Raw genomic sequence first — 24699 nt, 5'->3', positions numbered from 1 at the left:
ATAGCGGTGTTCAGTGACTCGTTCTACTGCTTAACTGCGAACCCGACTCTTGTCCGGGTCGTAGAAAATCGGCGCCATGACCTGGGCATCGATGCGTTTCTGCAAACCATCGACCTTGCCCACCTGCAGCGTTGTACCGATGTCGGCACAGGCGATATCCACCCGACACAGCGCGATGTTGCTGGCCAGCAACGGCGAACGGCAGGCACTGGTGATCACACCGACCTGGGCGCGACCGCTGTACACACCGTCGCCGTGATGCGCCACTTCGTTGCCGCTCAGCTTCAGGCCGACCAGCTTGTGCGTCGGATGGGCACTGCGTCGCAGCAGGGCGTCACGGCCGATGAAATCGTCGGTCTTGCTCTTGAGCGGCACGCTGAAGCCGATCCCGGCTTCGAACGGGTCGGTCTGGTCGCTGAATTCGTACCCGGCAAAAATCAGCCCGGCTTCGATGCGCAACATGTCCAGGGCTTCCAGGCCCAGCGGCACGATGCCCAGCGGTTCACCCAACTGCCAGATCCGGTCCCAGACCCGCTCGGCGTCCTGCGGCTGGCACCAGACTTCGTAACCCAGCTCGCCGGTGTAGCCGGTGCGGGAAATCATCAGCGGGCAGCCGTCGTAATTGTCCAGGCGGCCGACCAGAAAGCGGAACCAGCCTAGCGCTTCGACGGTGGGCTGAGTGGCCGGGGTCCAGACCATCTGTTTGAGCAAGTCACGGCTCAACGGTCCTTGCAGCGACAGGTTATGAATCTGCTCGCTGGCGGACTTGACCCAGACTTTCATGCCCAGTTTCTGTGCCTGTTCGCGCAGCCAGACCCCGGCGTAGTCCTCGCCACAGATCCAGCGGAAATTATCCTGTCCTAAACGCAACAAGGTGCCGTCGTCGAGCATGCCGCCATGTTCGTGGCACATGGCCGAGTAGACCACCTGGCCGATCGCCAGACGGCGCACGTCGCGAGTCAGGCAGTACTGGAGCAGGGCTTCGGCGTCGGGGCCGATGATTTCGAATTTGCGCAGGGCGGTCAGGTCCATCACCGCCACCCGTTCGCGGCAGCCGTAATATTCATCGATGGCGCCGAAACCGTCGTAGCGCAGCGGCAACCACCAGTTGCGGTAGTCAGTGAAGCTGCCGGTCAGGGCGCTGGTGCGAGAGTGAAAGCCCGATTCGCGGGTCAGCGTCGGGTCGGCATCGGCAGTTTTTCGAGTGGCCATGGCGATGGAAAAGCGCTCCTTGTCGGAATACACACGAATCTGGATATCGGTCGGATTCCAGCCGTTGGCCGGGTCAATGTCGTCCGGGCACGATGAGCTGGCGCAGACCAGATCGGTCATGGCCCGCAGCAATACGTAGTCCCCCGGCCGCGACCAGGGCTCATCCAGGGTCATTTGCTGGTGGGCATCGATCCCGGTGTTGAAGAAAAAGTTGATCGCCGGCCAACCGCTGCGGGCTTGTACCCCAAAGGGTTCTAGCGCACGGCTGATGTTGTCGCTGCAGTTGTCGTGCCCGAAATAGCCCTGGCTTTCGTAGTAGCGGGCGGCGCAGGCCAGGGCGAAGGAGTCGTGGCGCCCGACGGTGTCACGTACCACTTCGAGCATCGGCTGCATCTGCCGATCGAAAAACTTGGCGAACAGCCCCGGCGCCGGGTAGGCGTTGCCGTTGAGGGTGCGGGTGACGGTCTGGTCCAGATCCAGTTCTTGCTGACGCTCCAGGGCCCGGCGATTGAGGGCGACGAAGTCCGAGCATTGCCGTCCGGCGACGTCCAGCACTTGAATGTACTGGCCTTGGCGCACGGTGTAGCTGTGAGCAGTCCCGGCGCGGACGGTGAACTCGTCCAGCACCTCGCCCAATGGATCGGGCAGGGGTGGGACCAGGATCGGTGAAGGATTGTTTCGCTGCACGATCAGCCGCAACTCGCTGGCGGTCTGTTGCAGGTCGACGGCACTGGGCCCGCTGGGCGCGGCGATGATGATCAGCAGATCTTCGCCGGCGACGAAGCTGCGACTGTGCCCGGCCGGTGAGTCCTCACTCCACAGCTCAGCCGAGGCGGGCAGGTGATGCGGGTCAACGCCGCGCTTGCCCAGGGCCTGTGCGATGCGTCGGGTCTGCAGACCGGGTTCGGCCATGCGTTGCGCAATGAAAGTACAACGGTAGGTCGCCATCAGCCCCAGCGCGGCGAGGGTCGGCCGCCCAAGACGGTCGAACGCCAGCAACTCGCAGCTTTGCAGCCCTTCGACATCGATCACTTGCAAGGTGTCGCCCGGTTCCAGGGCGATCAGCGTCAGACCGCCACCGGCCACCCGATAGCGCTCCATGGCGGGCGCCCGGGCAAACAGCCCCGGCTCCCACGGACGCGAAACACTCGGTGCATTCATGTGCGGACTCCTATCAAGCAATGCATAAGTCATTGAAAATAAATAATAATTTTTATGAGATTTTCAGCCAAGCGCCGATCACTTGTAGGAGCTGACTTGTCTGCGATCGGCTGCGAAGCAGTCGTAAATGGGCTGGACACGATATCGCTGGAAGGTCCTTCGGCCCTTATCGCAGACAAGTCAGCTCCTACGCCCTCCGGGCAGAATCGAGCCCCAGTTTGCTGCGCGACCGCGCGGCGTCTCCTAGGGTTATCACCGGTTCAACCGACGGACTTGATGGCACTGGGCACGTCGCCCAGGTACGCGGCCATGGAATCGTCCAGCGCTTCGAGCCACGGCGTGTGATGGGGCGGTGATTGGGTGCCGGTCATCAGTGAGCGGTAGGACTTGTCGCGATAGCCCATGATGTTTTCCGCCTTGTCGTGCTTCCAGTGCAGGAAGGTGTCGTTGACCGCGGCGATGTCGAAATTCGGGTAGTCGGTGGCGTCGACCAATTGCTGGATGTAGGCGCCCTGGTATTCGAACATCTGCTGATTGGTTTCCAGCGCCTGTTCCCGGGCTTGCCATTGCAGGCTGTCGGCGACCCTTTCGGCTTGATCGGGCAGGGCAATACGTTGCAGGATCACGTCACGGGCGTACCAGGCCTGGGCGTCGAACATGTTGAACGAGTACCACTGGTCCTGCATGCCGAGGTACATCAGCTGCGGGTTGGGTTCCCAGAAAATGCCTTTGTACAGGTTCATCGGCCACAGACGGTTGTCGGTCTTGAGGCTCAGTTCGTCCGGCAGAAACGGGAAGTGATGCTTGTAGCCGGTACACAGAATCACCGCGTCGATGTGCTTGTGCGTGCCGTCGATAAAGTAGGCGCGGTTTTTCTCCAGGCGTTGCAGCAGCGGTTTTTCTTCCCAATTGGCGGGCCAGTCATAGCCCATGGGCGCGGTGCGGTAGCAACTGGTGATGCTGCGGGCACCGTACTTGTAGCACTGAGAACCGATGTCTTCGGCGGAATAGCTGCTACCAATAATCAGCAGGTCCTTGCCCTTGAATTCCAATGCCTCGCGGAAGTCATGGGCGTGCAGGATGCGCCCGCCGAAATGTTCGAAACCTGGGAAGTACGGCATCTTCGGTGTCGAAAAGTGGCCGCAGGCGTTGATGACGTAGTCGAACTCCTCTGAGGTCTGGGTATCGCTGCCGTGGTCGTGGGCGGTCACGGTGAAACGGCGATTGGCTTCGTTGTAGGTGACTTGACGCACCACGTTGTTGAAACGGATGTAATCGCGAACCCCGGCCTTTTCCACGCGACCCTTGATGTAGTCCCACAGCACTTCCCGAGGTGGATAGGAGCCGATGGGGCGTCCGAAATGCTCCTCGAAGGTGTAGTCGGCGAATTCCAGGCACTCTTTCGGGCCGTTGGACCACAAATAGCGGTACATGCTGCCGTGGACCGGCTCGCCGTTTTCATCCAGGCCAGTGCGCCAGGTGTAGTTCCACATGCCACCCCAGTCTTTCTGCTTTTCGTAGCAGACCAGTTCCGGGATTTCCGCACCTTTGTCCCTGGCGGATTGAAATGCCCGGAGTTGAGCCATGCCGCAAGGGCCGGCGCCGATGATTGCAACGCGTATCGTCATGGTCGTGTCTCATGCCTGTCGGTCGGAGTAGCGTTTGAGGCGGTGGTTCGCTCAGCGAAAGATCACCGTCTTGTCCTGGTTGATGAACACGCGGTGTTCCAGGTGGTATTTCAGCGCTTTGGAAAGCGCGACGGTTTCGGTGTCGCGGCCGATGGCGACCAGCGCATCCGGCAGGTAGGTGTGGTCCACACGCTGGATTTCCTGCTCGATGATCGGGCCTTCGTCGAGGTCGGAGGTCACGTAGTGGGCGGTGGCGCCGATCAGTTTCACGCCGCGTTCGTAGGCCTGGTGATAGGGCTTGGCGCCTTTGAAACCGGGCAGGAACGAGTGGTGAATGTTGATCGCCCGGCCGGACAGCTGCTTGCACAGGTCGTCGGACAGAATCTGCATGTAGCGCGCCAGCACCACCAGATCGGTCTCGGTTTCTTCGACGATCCGCAGCAGTTCGGCTTCCTGGCGGGCTTTGCTTTCTTTGGTCACCGGCAGGTAAATGAAGCGGATGCCTTCACGTTCGGCCATAGGCCGCAGGTCCAGGTGGTTGGAGACGATGGCGGTGATCTGCATGTCCATCTCGCCTTTGCGGTGGCGATACAGCAGGTCGGTCAGGCAGTGGTCGAACTTGCTGACCATCAGCAGCACACGGGTCGGCTGCGCGGAGCTGAACAGCTGCCACTGCATGTCGAAGCCACCGGCCAGCACGTCCAGACCCTGGCGTAGCGGGGCGATATCACCGACCACGTCCTTGTTGAAGCGAAACACCGCGCGCATGAAAAAGCGCCCGGTGAATTCATCGTCGAATTGCGACAGTTCGCTGATGTAGCAGGCTTGTTCGGCCAGCCAGGAGGTGACTGCCGCGACAATGCCTGAGGCAGCGGGGCAGCTGATCTTGAGGATGTAATGTTCGTGTGGCGTGTCCATCGAAGTCTCCCAATTGAGTGGCGTGGCGGTCGATCAGCCTTTGGCGGTGCGCTTGGTTTTTTCCGGGTCATCGAACGGCAGGGCGTGGGTCATGGCGCTGGCCTCCAGGCTGCCGCGCACGCTCAAGGCGACGCCCGGCGCGGCACTGCCGGTGTCCATGCGGGCGATGGCCATGGAGCGTTTGCTCAGGCGCGAATACATGCCGCAGGTGATCACCCCGACCTGTTTGCCGCCCTGCCACAGGGTGTCGCCAGCGTCAGCGGCACGGGCACCTTCGAGCAGCACGCCAGCGATCTTGAAGCGCTCCTGACCGCGCAAACGGAAGTGTTCATGGGCGCCGCGAAAGTCCTGTTTCTCCGGGGATACGGTGAAATCCAGTCCCAGTTCCCACAGGGTGTCGCCGGCCTTTTGATCGGCGAAGGGGTACATCTGCGAGTTGTCGTAGGGGAAGAACATCAGCGAGCTTTCCACCCGCAGCCAGTCCAGCGCGGTGAAGGCGCAGGGGATGATGCCCATGCCAGCGCCCTGTTCGAGAATCTCGTCCCACAGCTGCGGGGCGTCGGCGGCCTTGCAGAAGATTTCGTAGCCGCGTTCGCCGGTGTAGCCGGTGCGGGAAATCATCACCGGGCGGCCGAACAATTTGGTTTGCAGGTGGTGGAAGTACGGCAGCTGACGAATGCTCGGTACGTGTTCGGCGAGGAAGTCCACCGCCAGCGGTCCCTGCAACGACAGGTCATGCAGGTCGTCGTCGAACAGCACCGCGACCTGACGGCCCTGCGCCGAGCGCACCAGCATCTCGTAGCCGGTGCCCGCGCCGTGAACCACCATGAACGCGTTGGGGCCGGTGCGGTAGACGATGCAGTCGTCGATGAATTTGCCGTCGTCGTCTAGCATCGAGGCGTACACCGACTTGCCGGGGTACAGCTTGGCGATGTCCCGGGTGGTCGCCCATTGCAGCAGGCTTTCGGCGTGGGGGCCGACGTAATGGACTTTTTTCAGGCCCGAGACGTCCATCAATCCTGCGTGGGTGCGGATCGCTTGATGATGGTCAGCCAGGTCCGTGGCGTAGGTCCAGGCGGTACCCATGCCGTTCCAGTCTTCAAGGTTGGAGCCGAGCGCGCGGTGACGTTCGGCCAGTGCGGAAATGCGCCATGAATGGGCCATGTGATGATTCCTTATCGGGAAAATGGGGAGAACGGGTTCGGTTCAGCGCGTCAGGCTTGAGCGTCGAAATGGCTTAGCCACTCGATCAGCGTCTGCCGATAACGGGTCATGCCCTTGTAGTCGGCGATGGGGTCGGGCAGGTCGCGCAATACCCGATGCAGGCGGCAGCCCCAGCCGGGATGGCTGACCAGTTCGTTCATGCTGATCAAGTAGGTGCGGATACTGAACATCAGGCCGTTGCTGCGTGGCAGGCGCGCCATGAATTGCAGCTCCACGCGCAGGTGCACCAGCTGGCCAACGTTGTCGGCGGTGATGCTGCCGCGCTCGGCGCCCCATTCGTGGTAGGTCTCGGGGGAAGAATCCAGTCGCGGATTGATGGTCAGCGTCCAGTTCAAGCGGCGCACGGGTTGATCCACCTGAACGTTGAGCAGGTATTTCAGCGCCCGATCGAACACGCCCATCTGGTTGGCCAGCGGCACCGGCGAATGCCATTGCTTGAAGCTCATCCCGGCATCGAACGCCAGCGACCAATCGGCCGGGCTGGTGACCATGCCGGCGTCCATGAACAGGTCGCCGTCGCGCTGGTCGAGCAAGGCGATGTCGCCTTGCACCTGACGGGTGATGAACTCCAGCGGCTCGCAGGGCAAGGTCGAGGCATCACCGAAGATAAATGCCTGATCGATGTCCAGCGCCTTGTTGCGCCAGCGCCAGTGGTTACCGTTGCAGCTGAGTTCGAACCACTGCGGGTAGTCGGCGGACAAATGTTCCATGAACATCTGCAGGGCATCCCACGACGCTTCCTGCATGTGCGGCATCACCAGGTAGCGGCTTGGATCTTTGTCCAGCACCAGGGCGCGTTCGGCCATTTCCGAACGGTAATGCTCGTCGATATCGAACCAGTGCTCATAAACCGATCCCGGCTCCTTGGCACGCGCAGGCTCGATGTTCACCGAGTACATGTAGCTGTCTTCGGTGAACGGAAAGGGGAAGCGCTCGATGGCCGATGCACTGTTGCGAAAGCTGAAGGTGTCCCGGTAGCTTTCCAGAGGGCTGAATTGAACGGTCATGGTCGACTCCTAAAGGTCCAGCAAAACGGAAGAACCGCAGCCGCGAGAGACGCAGGGCATGAGGAATTCGCCCTGCTCGGCGGCGTTGAGAAAATGGTCGCGGTGTTCGATATCGCCCTTGAGGTGGCGCGTGACGCATTGCCCGCAGACCCCGCCACGGCACAGGTTGGGCACGTCCAGACCCGCTGATTCCAGGGCTTCGAGCAGGCTTTGCTCGGCGCTGACCTGAATCCGCCGCCCGCTGCGCGCCAGTTCCAGGCTGAACGGCAGGCCCGGTTCGGCGCCACTGAAGGCTTCCCAATGCACCCGACCCGCTGGCCAGCCGAGTGCTTTGGCCTGTTCCCGAACGCCCATCAGCAAGCGCTGAGGGCCGCAGACATAGACATGACTGCCCAGTGGCCGCGCCTTGAGAATCGTGGCCAGATCAAGGGCCACGCCGGCGCTGCCGTCATAGCGATACAGGCGTGAGCCCAGCCGTTGCTGCAGCTCATCGGCGTAGGCGTCGGTCAGGCCTTTGCGGTAGGCGTAATGCAATTCGAAGTCGGCGTTACGCTGTTCCAGCGCGTTGATATAGGCCATGAACGGCGTGATGCCGATGCCGCCGGCGATCAGGATGTGCTGGCGCCCGGCCGAATGCAGGGCGAACAGGTTGGCCGGGGGCGAGATGCGCAAGGTGTCACCGACCTGCACCTGTTGATGCAAGAAGCGCGAGCCTCCACGGGAGTCATCCTGCAAGCGCACGGCGATGCGGTAATGGCGGGTGTCGGCTGGGTCACTGATCAGCGAATAAGCATTGCGCAGGCTGCGCTCGCCCAGTGGCAGATGGACCTGCACGTGACTGCCCGAGGAAAACCCCGGCAAGCGCCCCGAGCGACTGGCAAAGGTGAACTCGCGAATCACCGGCGTCAGCATTCTTGCGTCGGCGACCTGTACTTCCAGTGCCGCGCTCATGGTTGCACCTGCGCGTCGTAGGGCTGGTCGGGGTTTTCGCAGACGCCCAGATACGCACCCAGGCGCCGGGAAAAATGCTCGCGCACGCCCAAGCGGACATGGCAATTGGTGCAGGCCACTTCTGGCTCCGGGCCGCTGTCCTGAATGCAGGCGCAGTGCACGCAAAACACCCGGCGTACCAGCGCTCCGGATTCGATCAAGTCGATTTCTTCGCTGTGCATTCCGGCAGCGCAAGCCATGCCATGGATGCGCCAGACAAAGGCTTCGTCGCCAAGGACATAAAGGTGGGTGCCGACCGCAGCGGCGTCGAGCAACGACATCAACTGACGCTCGAATCCTTCCACCGCAGCGCAGAGCACGCGAGGGATCGGTAATGCTGGCTGATCGAAGCCCTGGATCAGACGCCCAAGCGCTGGGGCTGTGGCAGATTGCGTCACCAGAATGTGATGCAGCGCGTGGGCGCTCGGCGTCGGTTCGCGGTACACCGGCACACTATGGGGACTGTACGGCGCAGCGCTTTGTGTCTCAGTCATTGCAACCCTCCTGGCTGTCCAGTGTTTCAAAGTCGGTCAAATGAGCGTCCTGATCTGGTGCGCAGCCTGGGCGTTCAGCCTCAGTCTGGTGCGCTGTTTTCCGGCGTTTGGCCGTGCACAGGATCGGCGTCGTTGTTTCTTGATGGGGAAGATAGTTTCCCAAAAGGAATTACTGCTCAATCCAGAAAAAGAGGTATCTCTTTGGGGGTAGTCCGTCGCCGACGACGAGCAAGGCATGGAAGTTGCTCGACAAACGCCACGGTTTTCCAAAAGGCAGGCGAATGTCATTGAAAGCTCGAATGCGAACCGGCCAGTGGGCGCAATGGTTGTTGCGCACGCGGCCACGTCAGGTGGACGACGTGCGTGCATTGCTCGCCAAACTGCCGCTGTGCCTGGCCGCCGCAGACGATGCCTTGCCGCATTTCCTCGATCGATTCGAAGCCCTGAACCCCGGCAGCAAGCTGGGGTTGTTGTTGACCGGCGAAGACTTTGGCCCCACGCGTCGGGCCATGGTCAGCCCCTGCGATGAGGCATCAAGCTGCCCGTGGCGCGACGGCGAGATGCCTGAGGCACCGCAGCGGTGCATGGCTTGTCAGCGCCGAGGGCGTTATCGAGTGTTGAGCGTTTTACCCGGCATCGCCTCCGGCAAGCGCGGGGTGTTGTTGCTGGACACGCCGCACCCAGCCAGCCGCGGCTTTCATCGGTTGCTGGGGGAAACGGCGCGGGTGGTGGGGGTGACGGTGCAGTTGCTGGGGTACAAACGTGAGCAGCAGCGCAAGGAGGCCACGTTCCAGCATGGTGCACTGGCCCGTGAACTTCACGACTCGGTTGCACAGCAATTGGGCTATCTGTCGTTTCAGGCCAGTCTGATGCAGGCAAAACTGCGTGAGCCCGAGCAGGCCGGCGTCTTGCTGACCGAATTGCGTGGTGGCTTGAGCCAGTTGCAGCGCCAGGTGCGCGAACTGATCACCAGCGCCCGTTTGACCATGGACGGCCGTTCGCTGCGTCAGGCATTGGCCGACTCGGTGGCCGAATTTTCCCGGCGCTGCATCATCGTGTTCGAGCTGGACAATCGTCTGGCCGAAGACGCGCTGTACCCGGAAACCGAGCTGCAGATTCTGCAAATCATCCGCGAGGCCTTGGCCAACGTGGTGCGGCACTCCCATGCCCGGCATGTGCGGATTGAACTGCGTCAAACCCAGCAAGGCGAGATTTCGGTGACCGTCGAAGATGACGGCATTGGCTTGAGCCCGGCATCGGTGGAGGAAAATCACTATGGCCTGGCGATCATTCGTGAGCGCGCCTCGACCATTGGTGCGCAGCTGTCCATCGAAACCATTCGCCCCCATGGCGCTCGCGTGCACCTGAGCCTTATCCAGAACAATGACGACCCACAGAGGCGCTTCGATGAGCAGCACGACCTTATTGTTGATCGATGACCATCCCTTGTTCCGCAAAGGCCTGGCGCAACTGTTTTCTGCCAGCGATGACTTCGATGTGGTCGGCCAGGCCGCCAGCGGCAGGGAAGGGATCAACCTCGCCCAGCGCCTGACGCCCCAGCTGGTGTTGCTGGACCTGCACATGCCGGGCTTGAGCGGTTTGCAGGTGCTCGACGAGATGAGGCAGTTGGAGCTCGATTGTCAGATCGTGGTGTTGACCGCCTCGATGGACCGCGGCGAGCTGCTGACGGCCTTGCGTCTGGGCGCCAGCGGTTATGTCCTGAAGGAGACCGAGCCGGAGGCGCTGCTGTCGTACATGCGCAATTGCAGCCGAGGCGCGATTGTCCTGGATGACTGTCTGGTCTCGCTGCTGGCCGGGCACGGCGAAGTCGGGGCACCGCTGGAAAAAATCGACGATTGCGGTCTGACCGATCGCGAAGGGCAAACCCTGGCGTTGATCGCTTCGGGCATGAGCAATAAACAGATAGGCCGCGAGTTGGGAATCAGCGACGGCACGGTCAAGATCTATGTGAAGAACCTGTTGCAGAAACTCAACCTGCGCTCGCGGCTGGAGCTGGCGGCCTGGGTGCACAAGACTGCGACAGTGAGAAAAGAGGAGCGTCATTGATGATGGAGAACAGCGGATCAATGCTTGGGTCGATCTTCACCGGACAGGCGCCGCAACCACTGGATGTGTTTCCCATCGCCTTGCTCGAACTCAAGGACAACGGCGAGATCGCCCACTTCAACACCGCCTGGGCCGACTTGATGGAGCCGCCCGGCGATGGGCGCAACATCGTCGATTACGTGCATCAGGAAGACCGTGCCCTGTGGCGGCAGGCATTGTATGAATTGCGCCACCGGCCCGATATTTCCTTCAGTCAGCGCCTGCGTTTCGTGCACCCCCAGGGCGAGCTACGCTGGTTCGACATCAGCCTCAAGCGGCGTGACGTCAGGTTCTATCTGGTGGTTAACGACATCACCCAGCACAAACGCCGCGAGATCGCCTTGCAGGCCAGCCAACGCAGCGCCCTCAGTCTGCTGGACAGCATGCCCGGCCTGATCTATCGCGGCCGCAATAACCACGACTGGACCATGGAGTTCGTCAGCGCCGGCTGTTTACAACTGACCGGTTATCCCGCTGAGCGATTGATGGACAGTCATGACTGCACCTATAACAGCCTGATCCACCCGGACGATGCCGATTACGTCTGGCGCGAGGTTCAATTCGCCTTGTCCCGTCATCAGCCCTACGAACTCCGCTACCGGATACGCTGCGCGGACAACACGCTGAAGAACGTCTGGGAAAAAGGCGTGGGCATCTATTCGGACAGCCGCGAGGTGCTGGGTATCGAGGGCGCGATTTTCGAAATTGCCAATCCGAACGGCGACCGCTGGCTTTAATTTGGCAGCGCCTGCTCCTGTTCAGTTGTCTGCACAGACGCCCCTTGCGAGGCAGTGCGCCATGCGGCCAAACCGCCGCTCAACGCGAATGTTCTCGGCGCTCCGTTGGCACAGAGACGTTCAGCCACCAACGCCGCCGAGATTTCCCGAGGGCATGAGCAATACACCACGATGTCGCGCTGAGCCGAGGCCGCAGGCAGCGCGTCGAGGGTGACGTCGTAATTCACCATCAATGCATTGGGTATCGGGTCGAGTTGACGTTCTTCAGGGCTGCGTACATCCAGAATCAAAGGCTGGCGATTCCAGCTGAGGAGTTCTTCGGCGGAGATTCTGGGAACTCGCAATACCCGTTGCAGCAGCCGGTGGCGCTGAAACAGACGCCAGCCAATGAACGCAGCAAACGCCAACAGGACCAACGCGATGCCATACGGAAGATAAGCGCCGAGCCAGTCCAGCAGGTGTTGCACCGATGTGCGAAAAATGATGCCGAGAAATAGCGCCGAGCCCGCCCACAAGGCCGAGCCTGCCAGGTCATACGCCAGGAAGCGTCGATAAGGCGTGCCCATCATCCCGGCAAGCAGAGTGGACAGCGCACCGGCGCCCGGGAGGAACTTGGCGATCAACAGGATGCGCGGGCCCACCTGGATGTAGAGGTGCTTGTTTTTGCGGATGCAACTGTCAGGCGACAGTGACACCTTGCACACGGTCCCCATCAACCAACTTCCGTAGCGGCGTCCTGCCCAATACCACGCGCTATCCGCAAGGGCACAGGCAGCCACCGCCAGACCCAAAACCGCTCCAAGCATTGCCCCGGATTCGTTGAACGACAAGGCGCCTGCGACAATCAAGACGGGAAAGGCCGGGATCGGCAAGCCGGCCTGCTCGAAGATGATGTTGAGGAAAAGCAGGATCCAGGCATGATTTTCCAGCATCGAGGTCATGGTTTCGTACCTTAAACATAATCGCTGGCTGAACTTACATTTACCCATTTCTGCACCCAAGAACAAGTCACCCGTCCCAAGCGCCGGCCCGCAACCACTAGCGTGTGGTGGATTTGACGACCATTCGCAGGCAAGCCTGCTCTCATCAATAAAGGGGCTTCACCGTTTTGAGTGGGTAATCTATTCTCCTCCCCATGAGAGATATTGATTTATATGCCCAAATTCTTGGGCTCCAGGCTCCGTGGAAAGTGGTCGCAGTTAACCTTGACCGTGCGTTGGGGCAAGTCGTTGTCGGCGTTGGAGTATCTGATGCTGCTGCGTTCACCTGTCCGCAATGTGGCCTGCACGCTTCGCGTTATGACAAACGCAAACGTCGTTGGCGGCATCTTGATACGTGTCAGTTCGTGACCATTCTAGAGGCTGAGGTGCCCAGAGTTCATTGCGCCGAGCATGGCGTGGTGACTGTCGAGGTCCCGTGCAGACTGTGTGAAAACCTGGCAATTCTTGCAACGGTCTAAGAAAATGCCTTCATCGGAAGATTGGGGGCATTTTTGTGGCATACATCCAAGGCATAGCGCGCGATCAGAGCAGTCTTTTTCCGGTGTCGCTGGAAGAATCCATTCCGGTAGACCACTTGGTCAGAGTCATTGATGCCTATGTCACCCAGCTCAATCTGCGGGAGCTGGGATTCGACAAGGCTGTCCTCAAGGGCAACGGGCGCCCGCCCTATGATCCGGCAGACCTGCTCAAACTTTATCTCTACGGCTATTTCCTCAGCATCCGTTCGTCACGCCGCCTCGAAGCCGAATGCCTGCGCAACATCGAAGTCATGTGGCTGCTCAATCAGCTCGCACCTGACTTCAAAACCATCGCCGATTTCCGCAGAGACAACGGTGCCGCATTCGCCGCCATCTGCCGACTCTTCATTCTTTTTTGCCGTGAAGTGGGGCTAATCGCCGGCAAGCTGGTTGCTATCGACGGCAGCAAATTCAAAGCCGTGGCCTCCAAGCGCCGTCATATGAGCCTCAAGCACCTTAAGCGCGATGAGGAAATACTGGACAAGAAGATTACCCAGTACCTGGCGGAGCTTGATCGGGCGGACAAAGACGACGCCGATCAGCCTGTGGATAAGCAGAAAATCAAAGCCGCCTTGGCCCGTCTGAGCAACAAACGAGACAACAACCTGACCCGTCAGCAGGTGATGAAGGCGCTGGAAGTCGAGCAGTTCATCAGCACCGAAAGCGAGGCGCGGATGATGCGGGCGCCGCAAGGCATGGCCGTGGCGTACAACGTGCAGACGGCGGTGGATGCCGAGAACGGCTTGATCCTGCACCACGAAGTGACTCAGGACGGCGACGACCGCAAACAACTCGAACCCATGGCCAAAGCGGCTAAAGAAGTACTGCAACAGTCAGAGCTGACGGTAGTGGCCGATGCCGGATATTCCCACGGCAAACAATTCCAGGCCTGTGAAGACGCGGGTATCACGGCGTATGTGCCGCTGAATCGAACGATCAACACGCGGGGCGGGGACGTAAAATTCTTTGACCGCACCCAGTTTACGTATGAGGCCCTGGACGATCAGTACCGGTGCCCGAATGGCAAGCTACTGACGCTGACGCAACTGAATCGCGGCACGCGTATTTACCACGCACTGCCCAGTGACTGCGCCCACTGCCCGCTGAAAAGTCAGTGCACCAAGACCTCCCGCCGGAAAGTAACGCGGCATGCGCATGAGGCCGCTTTTGAGCGAATGGAGCAGCGCATGCAGGCGCATCCGGAGAAGATGGTTGAACGAAGGTCCATCGTTGAACACCCCTTCGGCAACCTCAAGCAATGGATCATGGGCAATGGACGGTTCTTGCTACGCCAACTGAAAGGCGCGCGAATAGAGATGTCGCTGGCGGTGCTTGCCTATAACTTTAAAAGGGCGATCAATGTGCTGGGTGCGCGTGAAATGATGGCGAAGATGGGCTAAGCAGCCTTTTTTTGCGCCTGACAAACGTCCCAGGACTGGCCATGGAGCGCTCAAAACGCTTTGTCCCGGCGACGTGAAAACGAATAGCGATGATTTCGGGATCAAAGGCCAAAAACCAACGCCCCGACAAGTCGGGGCGTTGGTTTGAAACATGATCGTCAGGTTTTCACACAGCCTGCGTGGGCAGACGCTGGTTCAGGTTTCACCTTGATGTTTGAAGCATTGGTGATCAACTGGATCCAGGAAGCCAGTATTCAGGCGGTCTCGCGTCAACTCCAGACGAGCTGGGGCAGCATTGACCGGATCATGGCTCGCGCCGTCAGACGCGGATTGGCGCGTCGAAAACCGTTATCACCGACCCAGATATGCGTGGACGAGACTTCGTTTCAAAAGCGTCGCGAGTACGTCACCGTGGTGACCGACCCCGCAACGGGTCAGGTCTTGCATGTGGAAGACGGCAACCTTACACAGAGCCTGGAAGCGTTTTATACGAAGCTCAATAGTGACCAGAAGCAAGCAATTACAGGCGCTTCGATGGACATGTGGCCCGCCTTCATCAGCGCGACCCAACGTCATATTCCTGATGCCATGCACAAAATAGCGTTCGACAAGTTTCATGTGGCCAAGCTGTTGAGTGAGGCGCTGGACAGGGTGCGTCATATGGAGAACCGCGAGTTGCTAAAGGCAGGCTCCACGGTGCTCAAGAACACGAAATACGTCTGGCTCAAGCGGGCCGAAAACATGACCGAGCGGCAACAGGCAACCTTCGAGTCGTTGCGAGAGGGTTCGTTGCGTACAGCCAAAGCTTGGGCGATCAAGGATCTGGCCATGCAGTTGTGGCGAGGTAAGGATCGGGATGAGGTCGAACAACAGTGGAACCACTGGCTGGAATGGGCCTTGAACAGTGGGCTGCCACCGATGTGGAAAGTCGCCAAAACGATCAAGCGACGACTGTGGGGCATCGTCAACGCCATCGTGTTGAACCTGCATAACGGCCATGCAGAAAGCATGAACGCACGCATTCAACGGCTCAAGCAACGCTCTTGCGGGTTTCGAAATCGGGAGCGTTTTCGCAATGCCATTTACTTTCATTTTGGTGGTTTGGATTTATACCCGGAACGTCTCCAAAACTCATAACACCCACTTGATCCGGTGAAGCCCCTCAATAAATGTATAACTAATTGATAAATAAGTAATAAATTCTATTAAATTTTCAGCCAAACGCCAATCACCTGTAGGAGCTGACTTGTCTGCGATCGGCTGCGAAGCAGTCGTAAATGGGCTGGACGCGATATCGCTGGAAGGTCCTTCGGCCCTTATCGCAGACAAGTCAGCTCCTACGCCCTCCGGGCAGAATCGAGACCCCGTTTGCTGCGCGATAGCGCGGCGTCGACGACGGGGCGGAATCTCCTACAGGATTGCGCGTTCCCAGTGGGGGATTCATTCGCGAAGGCGGTATTGCAACCCTTAAAGAAATCCCGTCGAAATCTACGGCACGGTCGCGATGACCAGCAGTGCGACAAACAGCGCGCCGAGATACGGCCAGATGCGTTTTGCGGCTAACCCCGGGTCCACTTTGCCAGTCGGGGGTGGATGTCAATGCGTGCGCCTGAGGCCCTCTGCAGATCCGGTCTCTTCTAGAAACTCATCCATAAACCGCTTCAAACGCTGGTGCCTGATCGCCGCAATGCGTGCGCCAGCCTGCGTCTGAAAGTCATTGGCGAGGTGCAGCAACTTGGTATGGAAATGGTCGAGGGCGAAGCGTTTGTCATCGTGCTCGCGCATATGGGCCTCGGGGTCGTTTGCGTCATACATCGCACTGCCCATTCGCCCGGCGGTATAGAAGCAACGCGCGACGCCGAGCATGCCGATGGCATCCAAGCGGTCGGCATCCTGAACAATTTTCGCCTCCAGCGTGGTGGGCGTGATCGCCGCCGAAAAGCTGTGGGCTTCCACGGCATGAGCGACGGCGTCGATTTTGTCCCGTGCCCAACCCAGACCGCTCAACAGACACGAGGCTTTTTCAGCCGTAAGGCGTGAGGCGCTTGACCTTAGCGGTGAGTTTTTCTCTACCGCCACGCAGTCGTGCAGAAGGGTCGCCGCCAGCACAATCTCAAGGTCACCGCCTTCATCGCGATGGATGGCGCATGCGTTGGTCCACACCCGGTGCAGGTGAGACATATCGTGTGAGCCGTCTTCCTGGCTTTGCCTCGCCTGAGCCAGCAGGGTATCGGCCAGAGGTTGAAAGGGTGAGAACGGAACGGCGGACATGCAACTCTCCTGATGAGTCTTAATGGCTGCTTGAGTCTTTTCGACAGCGAAAGGGACGCTGGAGACAGACGTCCTTGACGCCATACAACGTCTAAAGCCTGGCCCAGAACTCCTCGGCGAAATCACTCAACGCCGCATTGGGCCGGAACAGACGGACTTCGACGGGGATGTCCCAGCGTTCGTCCAGGGCGCGCACCAGCTTGCCGTTGCTGATGTCCTGCTCCGCCAGGGTGCGCGGCAACCAGGCGATGCCTTTGCCTTCCAGCGCCATGGACAACAGCACCGCCGACAGGTGAGAACTGAAGACGGTGTTCAGCGCGGGTGGATGTTGTTCGCCCTGCAAGCGCGCAGCGACGATGCGCCCCAGACCGGATTCGGCGGTGTAGGCCAGATGCTCGAACGGACCGCTTTCGCAGGCCACTGCTTGCGCGTCGCGGGCGCGTAATGGCATCAGCATGTCGCTGCCCACGGTCTTGGAATGGAACTGATCGGCTGCCAGGCGCGGGGGAACGTCGGGATGCTGATGACAAAGCATGAACTGCGCCTCGCCATGCATCAGCATCTGCTCACAGACCATCATGCTGTCCGATAGCAGGCGGATGGCTTCGATCGGTGCGCCGCGTTCAATGCTTCTGATCCAGCCGGGGAAGAAGGTGAACGACAGCGAATGGGTGGCCGCAAAGTGCAGCGTGCGCACCTGTTTACCGGCCACTTCTCGAGCGTCCAGACGCATCTGATACAGCCGCCGAGTCATCTCTTGCGCGCTGGCCAGCATATGCCGGCCAGCCTCAGTCAAGGTCGCACCCTGGGTGGTGCGCTCGAACAGATCGACCCCGACCCAATTTTCCAGCGCGCGTATCCGCCGACTGAATGCCGGCTGAGTCACGTGTCGCAACTCGGCGGCACGGGAGAAATTCCCGCAGTCCGCGAGTGCGTTGAAATCTTCCAGCCAGACCAGTTCCATCAGCAATGCCGTTAACGCATGAAGTGCGGTGTTTTTAGCATTGGCCGCGTCGCCACGTCCAGTTCTAGAGTGGCCCCAACTTGAACATAACAACAAACATGACAACCCAGAGAGGACCCACCCCATGCGTATCGTGGACATTCGCGAGAAGACGGTTTCCATCGCATCCCCTATTGCCAACGCCTACATCGATTTCTCGAAAATGACCTGCTCGGTCGTGGCCGTCATCACCGACGTGATCCGCGATGGCAAACCGGTGATCGGCTACGGCTTCAACTCCAACGGTCGTTACGGGCAAGGCGCGTTGATGCGTGACCGCTTCCTGGCACGTGTTCTGGAAGCCGACCCGGAAAGCCTGATCGACAAAGAACACAACAACCTCGACCCGTTCGCCATCTGGAAAGCCCTGATGACCAACGAAAAGCCCGGTGGTCATGGCGAGCGTTCGGTGGCGGTCGGCACCATCGACATGGCGGTGTGGGACGCGGTGGCCAAAATCGAAGGCAAACCACTGTATCGCTTGCTGGCCGATCGTTATCGCGGCGGCGTCGCCGATGACAAGGTCTGGGTCTATGCGGCGGGCGGTTATTACTACCCCGGCAAGGACCAGTCCAAGTTGCAGGCGGAGATGCGCAGCTACCTGGACCGCGGCTACGACGTGGTGAAAATGAAAATCGGCGCGGTGCCGCTGGACGAAGACCTGCGCCGCATTGAGGCGGTGCTGGAAGTGGTGGGTGACGGTCAGCGCCTGGCAGTCGATGCCAATGGTCGTTTCGACCTGAAGACCGCCGTGGCTTATGCCGAGGCCATCAAACCGTACAACCTGTTCTGGTACGAAGAGGCGGGCGATCCGCTGGATTACGCCTTGCAGGCAGAATTGGCCAACCACTACGACCTGCCGATGGCGACCGGTGAAAACCTGTTCTCCCATCAAGATGCGCGCAATTTGCTGCGCCACGGCGGCATGCGTCCGGATCGCGATTTCTTGCAATTCGACTGCGCCTTGTCCTATGGGCTGGTGGAATACCTGCGCACCCTCGACGTCATGCAGGAGCTGGGCTGGTCGTCGCGTCGCGTCGTGCCCCACGGTGGTCACCAGATGTCGCTGAACATCGCGGCCGGCTTGCATCTGGGCGGCAATGAGTCGTACCCGGATGTGTTCCAGCCGTTCGGCGGTTTTGCCGATGGCATTCGCGTCGAACACGGTTACGTCGGACTGCCGGATATCCCGGGCGTCGGCTTCGAGGCCAAGGCCGCGCTGTATGCGGTCATGCGCGAGTTGGGTGAGGGCGCCTGATCGCGCACGCTATCTGACCTTTGCGGCTCGCCTCCTGCGTTCAGGGGCGAGTCGTGAATACCTGAATGCTTCCTCATAAAACAACAATAGTGAGGTATCCCCGTGGACAAGGCTCCGGCCCGTTGGTACGGCCAACTCTATGTGCAAGTGCTGATCGGCATCATTATTGGTGGCACGATCGGCTTTTTCATTCCTGACTTCGGTGCCAAGCTGCAACCGCTGGCCGATGGCTTCATTAAATTGATCAAGATGCTGCTGGCGCCGATCATCTTCGGCACCGTAGTGGTCGGTATCGCCAAGATGGGCAGCGTCAAGGAAATCGGGCGCATTGGCGCCAAGGCGTTGATCTATTTCGAGGTGTTGTCGACGATCGCGTTAGTGATCGGTCTCGTAGTGGTCAACATTCTCAAACCGGGTGTCGGCATGAATGTCGACATCAGTACCATCAACGGCAGCGCCATCAGCAGCTATACCCAGGCCGCCGCCGCGCAAGGTGGCATCGTTCAGTTCTTCCTCGACATTATCCCGACCACCTTGTTCGACGCTTTCGCCAAAGGCGCGATGCTTCAGGTCATTCTGGTGTCGGTGTTGATGGGGATCGCTCTGGTGCAATTGGGTGAAACCGGCAAACCGCTGGTGTCGGTCATCGATCTGCTGCTGCAAAGCCTGTTTCGCATCGTCGCCATGGTCATGCGTCTGGCACCGTTGGGCGCCGGTGCCGGCATGGCGTTTACCATCGGTAAATACGGGATCGGCACGTTGCTGTCGTTAGGACAATTGTTGATCGCGCTGTACGTCACCACGTTGATTTTCATTGTCGTGGTGCTGGGCACGGTGGCGCGCTGGTCAGGACTGCCGCTGATGCAGTTTTTGCGCTACTTCAAGGACGAAATTCTGGTGACCCTGGGCACCTGTTCGACCGAAGCGGTATTGCCGCGAATGATGATCAAGCTCGAAGCGTTGGGCTGCGAAAAATCGGTGGTGGGTCTGGTCTTGCCCACCGGTTACACCTTCAACTCCGACGGCACCTGCATTTACCTGACCATGGCCGCGATTTTCGTCGCTCAGGCCACCAACACGCCGTTGACCTTGATGGATCAGTTGGTGGTGCTTGGCGTCCTGCTGCTGACCTCCAAAGGCTCGGCCGGCGTGGCAGGGGCGGGGTTTGTCACGTTGGCGGCAACCTTGTCAGTGATCCATGCCATTCCGTTGGTGGGTCTGGTGCTGTTGTTGGGTGTCGACCGCTTCCTCAACGAGGCGCGTGCGGTGACCAACCTGATCGGTAACGGCATTGGCACCATTGCGATTGCCAAGTGGGATGGCTCGTTCGACCAGGCCAAGGCTGCGCGGGCGATTCAGGCAATGAACGACAACCGGCGCGAGCCCATATTGCCTGCTCCGATGGTCCAGACTCGGGCGGACAAAACGCCCTGAAGTTTGCCCGTCATCGAGGAAAACGATAATCGCGCCCCGACCGGCTCTGTATGAGCGGCGGGGCGTAGTCATCTTCCGGGGCATGAAAATAATGCCCCGATCATCCATAAACTGGATCCTATTGAGTAACGATTGGTCGAAAACATGGTCTGAACAGTTCAATCCAAAAGAAGAGCATTCAAATGGATATGCCTTACAGGACGTTCTCGAACGTTTACCGGGGGCAGGTGATTGATGTTTTGGTTATTTGCCCTCCGGGGGTTCAGGATACTGTTGATTTCATCATCAAGGTCACCGTGACCCTGCACAAACAGGTCGCCTCACCGACCATCAACGTCTGTGGCCGCGGTTACGAGTCATACGACGAAGCCCACCACGCCGGCATCCTCATTGGTCAAGGCGTGATCGATAGTCTTGAACATTGAACTGTTCGCTCTTTTCTTGATTGTTTCTCGCGAACAAAAAAGTGCAGTTGTTCTGATCCTGCTCGGTGCGGGCGACGGGAGTGTTAAACTCCCGGCACTTCACACGCGGGGGAATGGTTGTGCGCGGATTGTTCATAGTGGTTGCGGTGTTGATGTTGGCGGGATGTGGTGCGGGCGAGCCGGATAAGCCGGCGAAGGTACAGGTGCCAGCCGTCGCGCAAGTCGTGGTGCCTCAGTGGGACGTCCTGGTGTTGGAGCCCAAGGCTGTGAGCGACCTGACTGACAGGCTCATCGAGCACGGTTTTCCTTCTTTCGTCGCGGTCCGCGAGGGCAAGGAGCGGGTGCTGCTGGGTCCGTTCAATTCAAAAGCCGACGCCGAAGAAAAGCGAGCCCAACTCGCGCTGAAGATGAGTTATGAGTCTTCGATAGTTGACCATAAACAGTGACCTGTAGCAGGCAGCGGTGCGAATCTGCTGCCGAACGGCAGTTGCAGCGCGACACCCACGGGAGGGTGTGTTATCACCTTTGGTTTGATGCACCGGTAATCCGAGGGAGCGATTTATGGACGAAGTACAGCGGTTGGGCGAGTTGCTGAGCGCCAATCAACGCAATGAAGAACAAAAACATCAACAGTTCAAGATCGACCTGGTCCACTGGGAATCAAGCATTCTCAGCTTGTACGAGCAGATCGAGGGTTGGATGGCGCCGCTCAAAAGCAGCGGGCAGATGGTGTTCGAGTATGAGCCGCACCTTGCGCAAAGCAAGGGCTACCCGGATGAGAACTCACCGTTTCGCACGCAACGCATGACGCTGTCATTCGCCTCACGACAGGTTGTGTTCGTGCCTGATGCCATGGGTTCCAAAGGCCAGGTTTCGATTTCCGCCACCGGCCTCAGTGTTCACGCTCAGGAACAGGTCTCGTTGACCCTCGCCCCAGCGACGGAAGCCGGCGAGTGGCTGCTGAAAAAACGCATCGGCCTGAAGGAATTTGAAGCCCAGCCGTTCACGGCCGATTACTTTGCCAGGCAGTTGCAGACGTTGATCCCTCAACACCCGGCGTGATGCGTGAATAAATTCGCTGTAGGAGCTGCCGAAGGCTGCGATAAGGTCGGCACGACCTTCAGCGGTCTCAAGAAAGCGACCGGTTCCCGGTCGATCGCAGCCTTCGGCAGCTCCTACAATGTTCTGTGTTGCCTGCGAATCCCTGAGGCGCTGTGCCTGAACAATGACGCTTATTTACGCCCCAGCAACAACCCAACCACCAGCCCAAACCCCGCAGAAATAGCCACGGTCTGCCATGGGTGACCGCCAATGTAATGTTCGGTGGCATCGACCACCGGTTGGGTACGTTCGCGCACGCGGGATACCGAATCCAGGGCCTGTTTGAGTTTCAGGCTCAGTTGCGCGCGCAGGGTTTCAGCGTCTTCGCCTACTAGCGTAGCGCTGTCCTTGAGCAGTCTGTCCGATTCCTCGATCAGCGCCTGTAACTCACTGAATGCCTGATCCTTGATTTGCTCGGCGGCGTTTTGGACGGCGGTTTTACGAGCCATGGCTTGTTCCTTTCAGTTGATGACGACAGTGAGCAATGGAGTCCCCGGCGGGCGGAAAAGTTGCAGTCTTTTTTGCTTTCATTGGGTAAGCCGGCAAACAATATCGGCTCGGAAACTTCCCTCGGCAGTGTAAGATGCAGTCGATTTTCAGCCACAGGTGACCCGTATGAGCTTCAACCTGGCCAACCGGCCCATCGCTGAGCGCGCAGCGCTTGAAGATGAAAAATCCAGACTGTTCGATCTCTGGCAAAACAACCTGGGCAAGGCCAAAGGCGACGCTGCCCGGTTATTCGGCGAAAGGTCCAAGCGCAAGGGCAAATGGTCGGAATGGGTTCGTTCAGAATTGGACGGCATGTCCCCGCCCGAATACGCCAACATGGTGCGCAGTGAAGTGAACCGGTTGGTGGCGGCCGCCAAGTAAATCTCCGCCGAGCCCGTCTCAAAACAGCTCGGCAATCGCCTCCCTGACCTTGATTACCGCAGGGTCAAGCAGGGCGCTGGTGCGCCAGCCGAGCTCGATCGGATAACGCGGCATGGGCAGTGGGCAGGGCAGCACTGCCAGGCCGGCCAAGGCTGCAATGGCCTCGGCGGCATGGCTGGGCACGGTGGCCAGCGCGTTTGTGCCTTTGAGCAGATAAGGCAGCGCGGCGAAGTGGGTGGTCGAGGCGCACACCTGGCGAGTCAGACCCAGATTCGCCAGACTTTCATCGACGATCCCGATAAAACCACCCGACGAAATCAGAATCTGCTCGCGTTCCACGAACTCCTCCAGCGTCAAGTCGAGTTGCCCTGCGCGCAAGCTGGCCGGGTCGACCAGGCACAGATAGCCGCCTTCGCCCAGCACCTGACGGCTCAACAACCGATCAGCAAAACCGCCTGAGGCAATCGCCAGATCGATGCTGCGCTCCATCAGCGCGCTGGCGACGATCTGGCTGTGGGTCTGGCGGAAAATCAGGCGCAGCTTGGGTGCGCGGGTCTGAATCAGCGCCATTAGCCGCCGCCCAAGGGCAATTTCGAAATCATCGGACAGACCGATTGCGACCGAACGACCCTCGTAATGGCTCTGCGTCGGGTCGACCATCGCCAGGCTTTGCCGACACTTGTTCAGCGCATCGGTGACCACCGGTTTCAGTTGGTTGGCGCGCAGGGTCGGTGCCAGCCCGCGCCCGGTGCGGATAAACAGCTGATCGCCGTACAGGTCCCGCAGGCGACGGAGCGCGGCGCTGACCGCAGATTGCGTGACCCCCAGACGCAAGGCCGCGCGACTGGCACTGGCTTCGTCATGCAGGGCCTCGAAGACCTTGAGCAAGTTAAGGTCGATGTTGGCGATATTCATTTGGCTCATATCATTCAGCACTGAAGTGGGCTTTATTCATGATCGGTCGCGCCCTGACAATGCGCAACATCCCCATCGTCAAGGAGTCGTTGAAATGACCACGTCCATCGTCGCAGCCCTGCAAATCGGTTCGTTGCCCAGCGGCAAGGCCGACACCCTGGCGCAGATCCTTTCCTACGAAGAGGCCATCGTCGACTCGGGTGCCAGCCTGGTGGTGATGCCCGAAGCGTTGCTGGGCGGTTATCCCAAAGGTGAAACCTTCGGCACGCAGCTGGGCTATCGGTTGCCGGAAGGGCGCGAAGCCTTCGCTCGTTATTTCGCCAACGCCATCGACGTGCCAGGGGCGGAAACCGACGCGCTGGCCGGACTGTCGGCCCGTAGCGGGGCCAGCCTGGTGTTGGGCGTGATCGAGCGTGCGGGCAGCAGTCTGTTTTGCACGGTGTTGTTTTTCGAGCCTGAAGGCGGGCTGGTCGCCAAGCACCGCAAACTGATGCCCACCGGCACCGAGCGGCTGATCTGGGGCAAAGGCGACGGTTCGACGTTGCCAGTGATCGACGCCAAGGTCGGGCGCATGGGTGCAGCGGTCTGCTGGGAAAACCACATGCCGTTATTGCGCACTGCCATGTACGCCAAAGGCGTGCAGATCTGGTGTGCGCCGACCGTGGATGAGCGGGAAATCTGGCAGTGCTCGATGCGCCACATTGCTCATGAAGGCCGGTTGTTTGTGATCAGCGCTTGTCAGGTTCAGCCTTCGCCGCAGGCGCTGGGCATCGAGGTGCAGAACTGGCCCGCCGAACGTCCATTGATCAACGGCGGCAGTGTCATTGTCGGCCCGTTGGGTGACGTGCTGGCAGGGCCGATGGTGGGAGGCACAGGGCTGCTCACCGCCGAGATCGACACCGACGAACTGGTGCGCGCGCGGTATGACTTTGACGTGGTCGGCCACTACTCGCGGCCGGATGTGTTCGAACTGGTGGTGGATGAGCGCGCCAAGCCGGGGGTGCGCTTTATTCAGGACTGAAGGCG

The 24699-nt window shown here is 59.7% G+C and carries 25 protein-coding genes; 13 read left to right on the top strand and 12 right to left on the bottom strand.

The window, feature by feature from the left end; genetic code table 11:
• Nucleotides 1-30: 30 nt before the first annotated feature.
• The 7 genes from AC1MEE_RS11865 to AC1MEE_RS11835 form a co-directional block, all read right to left on the bottom strand.
• Nucleotides 31-2373: a trimethylamine N-oxide demethylase gene (locus tag AC1MEE_RS11865; RefSeq protein WP_480415529.1), complete on the bottom strand. Its 2343-nt coding sequence runs from the start codon at nucleotides 2371-2373 to the stop codon at nucleotides 31-33.
• A 260-nt stretch (nucleotides 2374-2633) separates the two neighbouring features.
• A complete protein-coding gene (locus tag AC1MEE_RS11860; RefSeq protein WP_480415528.1) occupies nucleotides 2634-4001 on the bottom strand; it encodes an NAD(P)-binding domain-containing protein in 1368 nt (455 codons plus the stop codon).
• Nucleotides 4002-4052: 51 nt separating this feature from the next.
• The gene (gene purU / locus AC1MEE_RS11855; RefSeq protein ID WP_480415527.1) at nucleotides 4053-4919 is read right to left on the bottom strand and encodes a formyltetrahydrofolate deformylase; all 867 of its coding nucleotides are present in this window, start codon (nucleotides 4917-4919) and stop codon (nucleotides 4053-4055) included.
• 33 nt (nucleotides 4920-4952) lie between these two features.
• A complete protein-coding gene (locus AC1MEE_RS11850; RefSeq protein ID WP_480415526.1) occupies nucleotides 4953-6083 on the bottom strand; it encodes an aminomethyl transferase family protein in 1131 nt (376 codons plus the stop codon).
• A gap of 50 nt (nucleotides 6084-6133) precedes the next feature.
• Nucleotides 6134-7150 carry a heme-dependent oxidative N-demethylase family protein gene (locus AC1MEE_RS11845; protein WP_480415525.1) on the bottom strand — a complete coding sequence of 339 codons (1017 nt, stop codon included), beginning with the start codon at nucleotides 7148-7150 and terminating at the stop codon, nucleotides 6134-6136.
• 9 nt (nucleotides 7151-7159) lie between these two features.
• On the bottom strand, nucleotides 7160-8101 hold the full coding sequence (locus AC1MEE_RS11840; RefSeq protein WP_480415524.1) for a PDR/VanB family oxidoreductase: 942 nt from the start codon (nucleotides 8099-8101) through the stop codon (nucleotides 7160-7162).
• A complete protein-coding gene (locus AC1MEE_RS11835; RefSeq protein ID WP_480415523.1) occupies nucleotides 8098-8634 on the bottom strand; it encodes a dimethylamine monooxygenase subunit DmmA family protein in 537 nt (178 codons plus the stop codon). Before AC1MEE_RS11835 ends, AC1MEE_RS11840 begins: the two co-directional genes overlap by 4 nt.
• A 281-nt stretch (nucleotides 8635-8915) precedes the next feature.
• Between AC1MEE_RS11835 and AC1MEE_RS11830 the strand changes: the two genes are divergently transcribed.
• From AC1MEE_RS11830 to AC1MEE_RS11820, 3 genes are read left to right on the top strand one after another with little or no spacing between them, the layout of a single operon-like run.
• The gene (locus tag AC1MEE_RS11830) at nucleotides 8916-10073 is read left to right on the top strand and encodes a sensor histidine kinase (protein WP_480415522.1); all 1158 of its coding nucleotides are present in this window, start codon (nucleotides 8916-8918) and stop codon (nucleotides 10071-10073) included.
• Nucleotides 10042-10701, top strand: coding sequence for a response regulator (locus AC1MEE_RS11825; RefSeq protein WP_480415521.1), 660 nt, complete (start codon nucleotides 10042-10044; stop codon nucleotides 10699-10701). The genes AC1MEE_RS11830 and AC1MEE_RS11825 overlap by 32 nt, the downstream gene beginning before the upstream one ends.
• 2 nt (nucleotides 10702-10703) lie before the next feature.
• Entirely contained in the window at nucleotides 10704-11477 is a 774-nt protein-coding gene (locus AC1MEE_RS11820) for a PAS domain-containing protein (protein WP_480416211.1), read from the top strand.
• Here the strand turns inward: AC1MEE_RS11820 and AC1MEE_RS11815 are convergent.
• The gene (locus AC1MEE_RS11815) at nucleotides 11474-12418 is read right to left on the bottom strand and encodes a VTT domain-containing protein (protein ID WP_480415520.1); all 945 of its coding nucleotides are present in this window, start codon (nucleotides 12416-12418) and stop codon (nucleotides 11474-11476) included. The genes AC1MEE_RS11820 and AC1MEE_RS11815 overlap by 4 nt on opposite strands.
• Nucleotides 12419-12612: 194 nt before the next feature.
• On the opposite strand from AC1MEE_RS11815, the gene AC1MEE_RS11810 reads away from it, so the two are divergent.
• The 3 genes from AC1MEE_RS11810 to AC1MEE_RS11800 all read left to right on the top strand — a co-directional run bounded on the left by AC1MEE_RS11810 (nucleotide 12613) and on the right by AC1MEE_RS11800 (nucleotide 15533).
• Complete coding sequence (locus AC1MEE_RS11810; RefSeq protein ID WP_480415519.1) at nucleotides 12613-12936, top strand: transposase family protein; 324 nt, start codon at nucleotides 12613-12615, stop codon at nucleotides 12934-12936.
• A gap of 35 nt (nucleotides 12937-12971) precedes the next feature.
• Nucleotides 12972-14396 carry an IS1182 family transposase gene (locus AC1MEE_RS11805; protein WP_480413822.1) on the top strand — a complete coding sequence of 475 codons (1425 nt, stop codon included), beginning with the start codon at nucleotides 12972-12974 and terminating at the stop codon, nucleotides 14394-14396.
• Between the two features lie 144 nt (nucleotides 14397-14540).
• A complete protein-coding gene (locus AC1MEE_RS11800; protein ID WP_480415518.1) occupies nucleotides 14541-15533 on the top strand; it encodes an ISL3 family transposase in 993 nt (330 codons plus the stop codon).
• A gap of 459 nt (nucleotides 15534-15992) precedes the next feature.
• On the opposite strand, the gene AC1MEE_RS11795 is transcribed toward AC1MEE_RS11800, so the two are convergent.
• Both AC1MEE_RS11795 and AC1MEE_RS11790 read right to left on the bottom strand, forming a co-directional pair.
• Nucleotides 15993-16667, bottom strand: a complete 675-nt coding sequence (locus tag AC1MEE_RS11795; protein ID WP_480415517.1) for an HD domain-containing protein — start codon at nucleotides 16665-16667, stop codon at nucleotides 15993-15995.
• A 91-nt stretch (nucleotides 16668-16758) separates the two neighbouring features.
• A complete protein-coding gene (locus AC1MEE_RS11790; RefSeq protein ID WP_480415516.1) occupies nucleotides 16759-17631 on the bottom strand; it encodes a LysR family transcriptional regulator in 873 nt (290 codons plus the stop codon).
• Between the two features lie 124 nt (nucleotides 17632-17755).
• On the opposite strand from AC1MEE_RS11790, the gene AC1MEE_RS11785 reads away from it, so the two are divergent.
• The 5 genes from AC1MEE_RS11785 (at nucleotide 17756) to AC1MEE_RS11765 (ending at nucleotide 21849) form a co-directional block, all read left to right on the top strand.
• The gene (locus tag AC1MEE_RS11785) at nucleotides 17756-18928 is read left to right on the top strand and encodes a mandelate racemase/muconate lactonizing enzyme family protein (protein ID WP_480415515.1); all 1173 of its coding nucleotides are present in this window, start codon (nucleotides 17756-17758) and stop codon (nucleotides 18926-18928) included.
• Between the two features lie 102 nt (nucleotides 18929-19030).
• Entirely contained in the window at nucleotides 19031-20362 is a 1332-nt protein-coding gene (dctA, locus tag AC1MEE_RS11780) for a C4-dicarboxylate transporter DctA (protein ID WP_480415514.1), read from the top strand.
• A 182-nt stretch (nucleotides 20363-20544) separates the two neighbouring features.
• Nucleotides 20545-20787 (top strand): hypothetical protein, encoded by a 243-nt coding sequence (locus tag AC1MEE_RS11775; RefSeq protein WP_480415513.1) that lies wholly within the window; start codon nucleotides 20545-20547, stop codon nucleotides 20785-20787.
• 119 nt (nucleotides 20788-20906) lie between these two features.
• Nucleotides 20907-21233 (top strand): SPOR domain-containing protein, encoded by a 327-nt coding sequence (locus tag AC1MEE_RS11770; protein WP_480415512.1) that lies wholly within the window; start codon nucleotides 20907-20909, stop codon nucleotides 21231-21233.
• 115 nt (nucleotides 21234-21348) lie between these two features.
• A complete protein-coding gene (locus AC1MEE_RS11765) occupies nucleotides 21349-21849 on the top strand; it encodes a hypothetical protein (protein ID WP_480415511.1) in 501 nt (166 codons plus the stop codon).
• Between the two features lie 170 nt (nucleotides 21850-22019).
• Here AC1MEE_RS11765 and AC1MEE_RS11760 read toward each other — a convergent pair whose 3' ends face one another.
• Nucleotides 22020-22337, bottom strand: a complete 318-nt coding sequence (locus tag AC1MEE_RS11760; RefSeq protein WP_480415510.1) for an ElaB/YgaM/YqjD family protein — start codon at nucleotides 22335-22337, stop codon at nucleotides 22020-22022.
• Between the two features lie 166 nt (nucleotides 22338-22503).
• Between AC1MEE_RS11760 and AC1MEE_RS11755 the strand changes: the two genes are divergently transcribed.
• Nucleotides 22504-22758: a hypothetical protein gene (locus AC1MEE_RS11755; RefSeq protein WP_480415509.1), complete on the top strand. Its 255-nt coding sequence runs from the start codon at nucleotides 22504-22506 to the stop codon at nucleotides 22756-22758.
• Between the two features lie 18 nt (nucleotides 22759-22776).
• On the opposite strand, the gene AC1MEE_RS11750 is transcribed toward AC1MEE_RS11755, so the two are convergent.
• Nucleotides 22777-23682: a LysR family transcriptional regulator gene (locus AC1MEE_RS11750; protein WP_480415508.1), complete on the bottom strand. Its 906-nt coding sequence runs from the start codon at nucleotides 23680-23682 to the stop codon at nucleotides 22777-22779.
• A gap of 85 nt (nucleotides 23683-23767) precedes the next feature.
• Here AC1MEE_RS11750 and AC1MEE_RS11745 point away from each other — a divergent pair, with 85 nt between their 5' ends.
• Nucleotides 23768-24694, top strand: a complete 927-nt coding sequence (locus AC1MEE_RS11745) for a carbon-nitrogen hydrolase family protein (protein WP_480415507.1) — start codon at nucleotides 23768-23770, stop codon at nucleotides 24692-24694.
• The last annotated feature ends 5 nt before the right edge of the window (nucleotides 24695-24699 follow it).

This window comes from Pseudomonas sp. ASL3, assembly GCF_056680425.1.
This window is presented reverse-complemented; position numbering and strand designations above follow the sequence as displayed.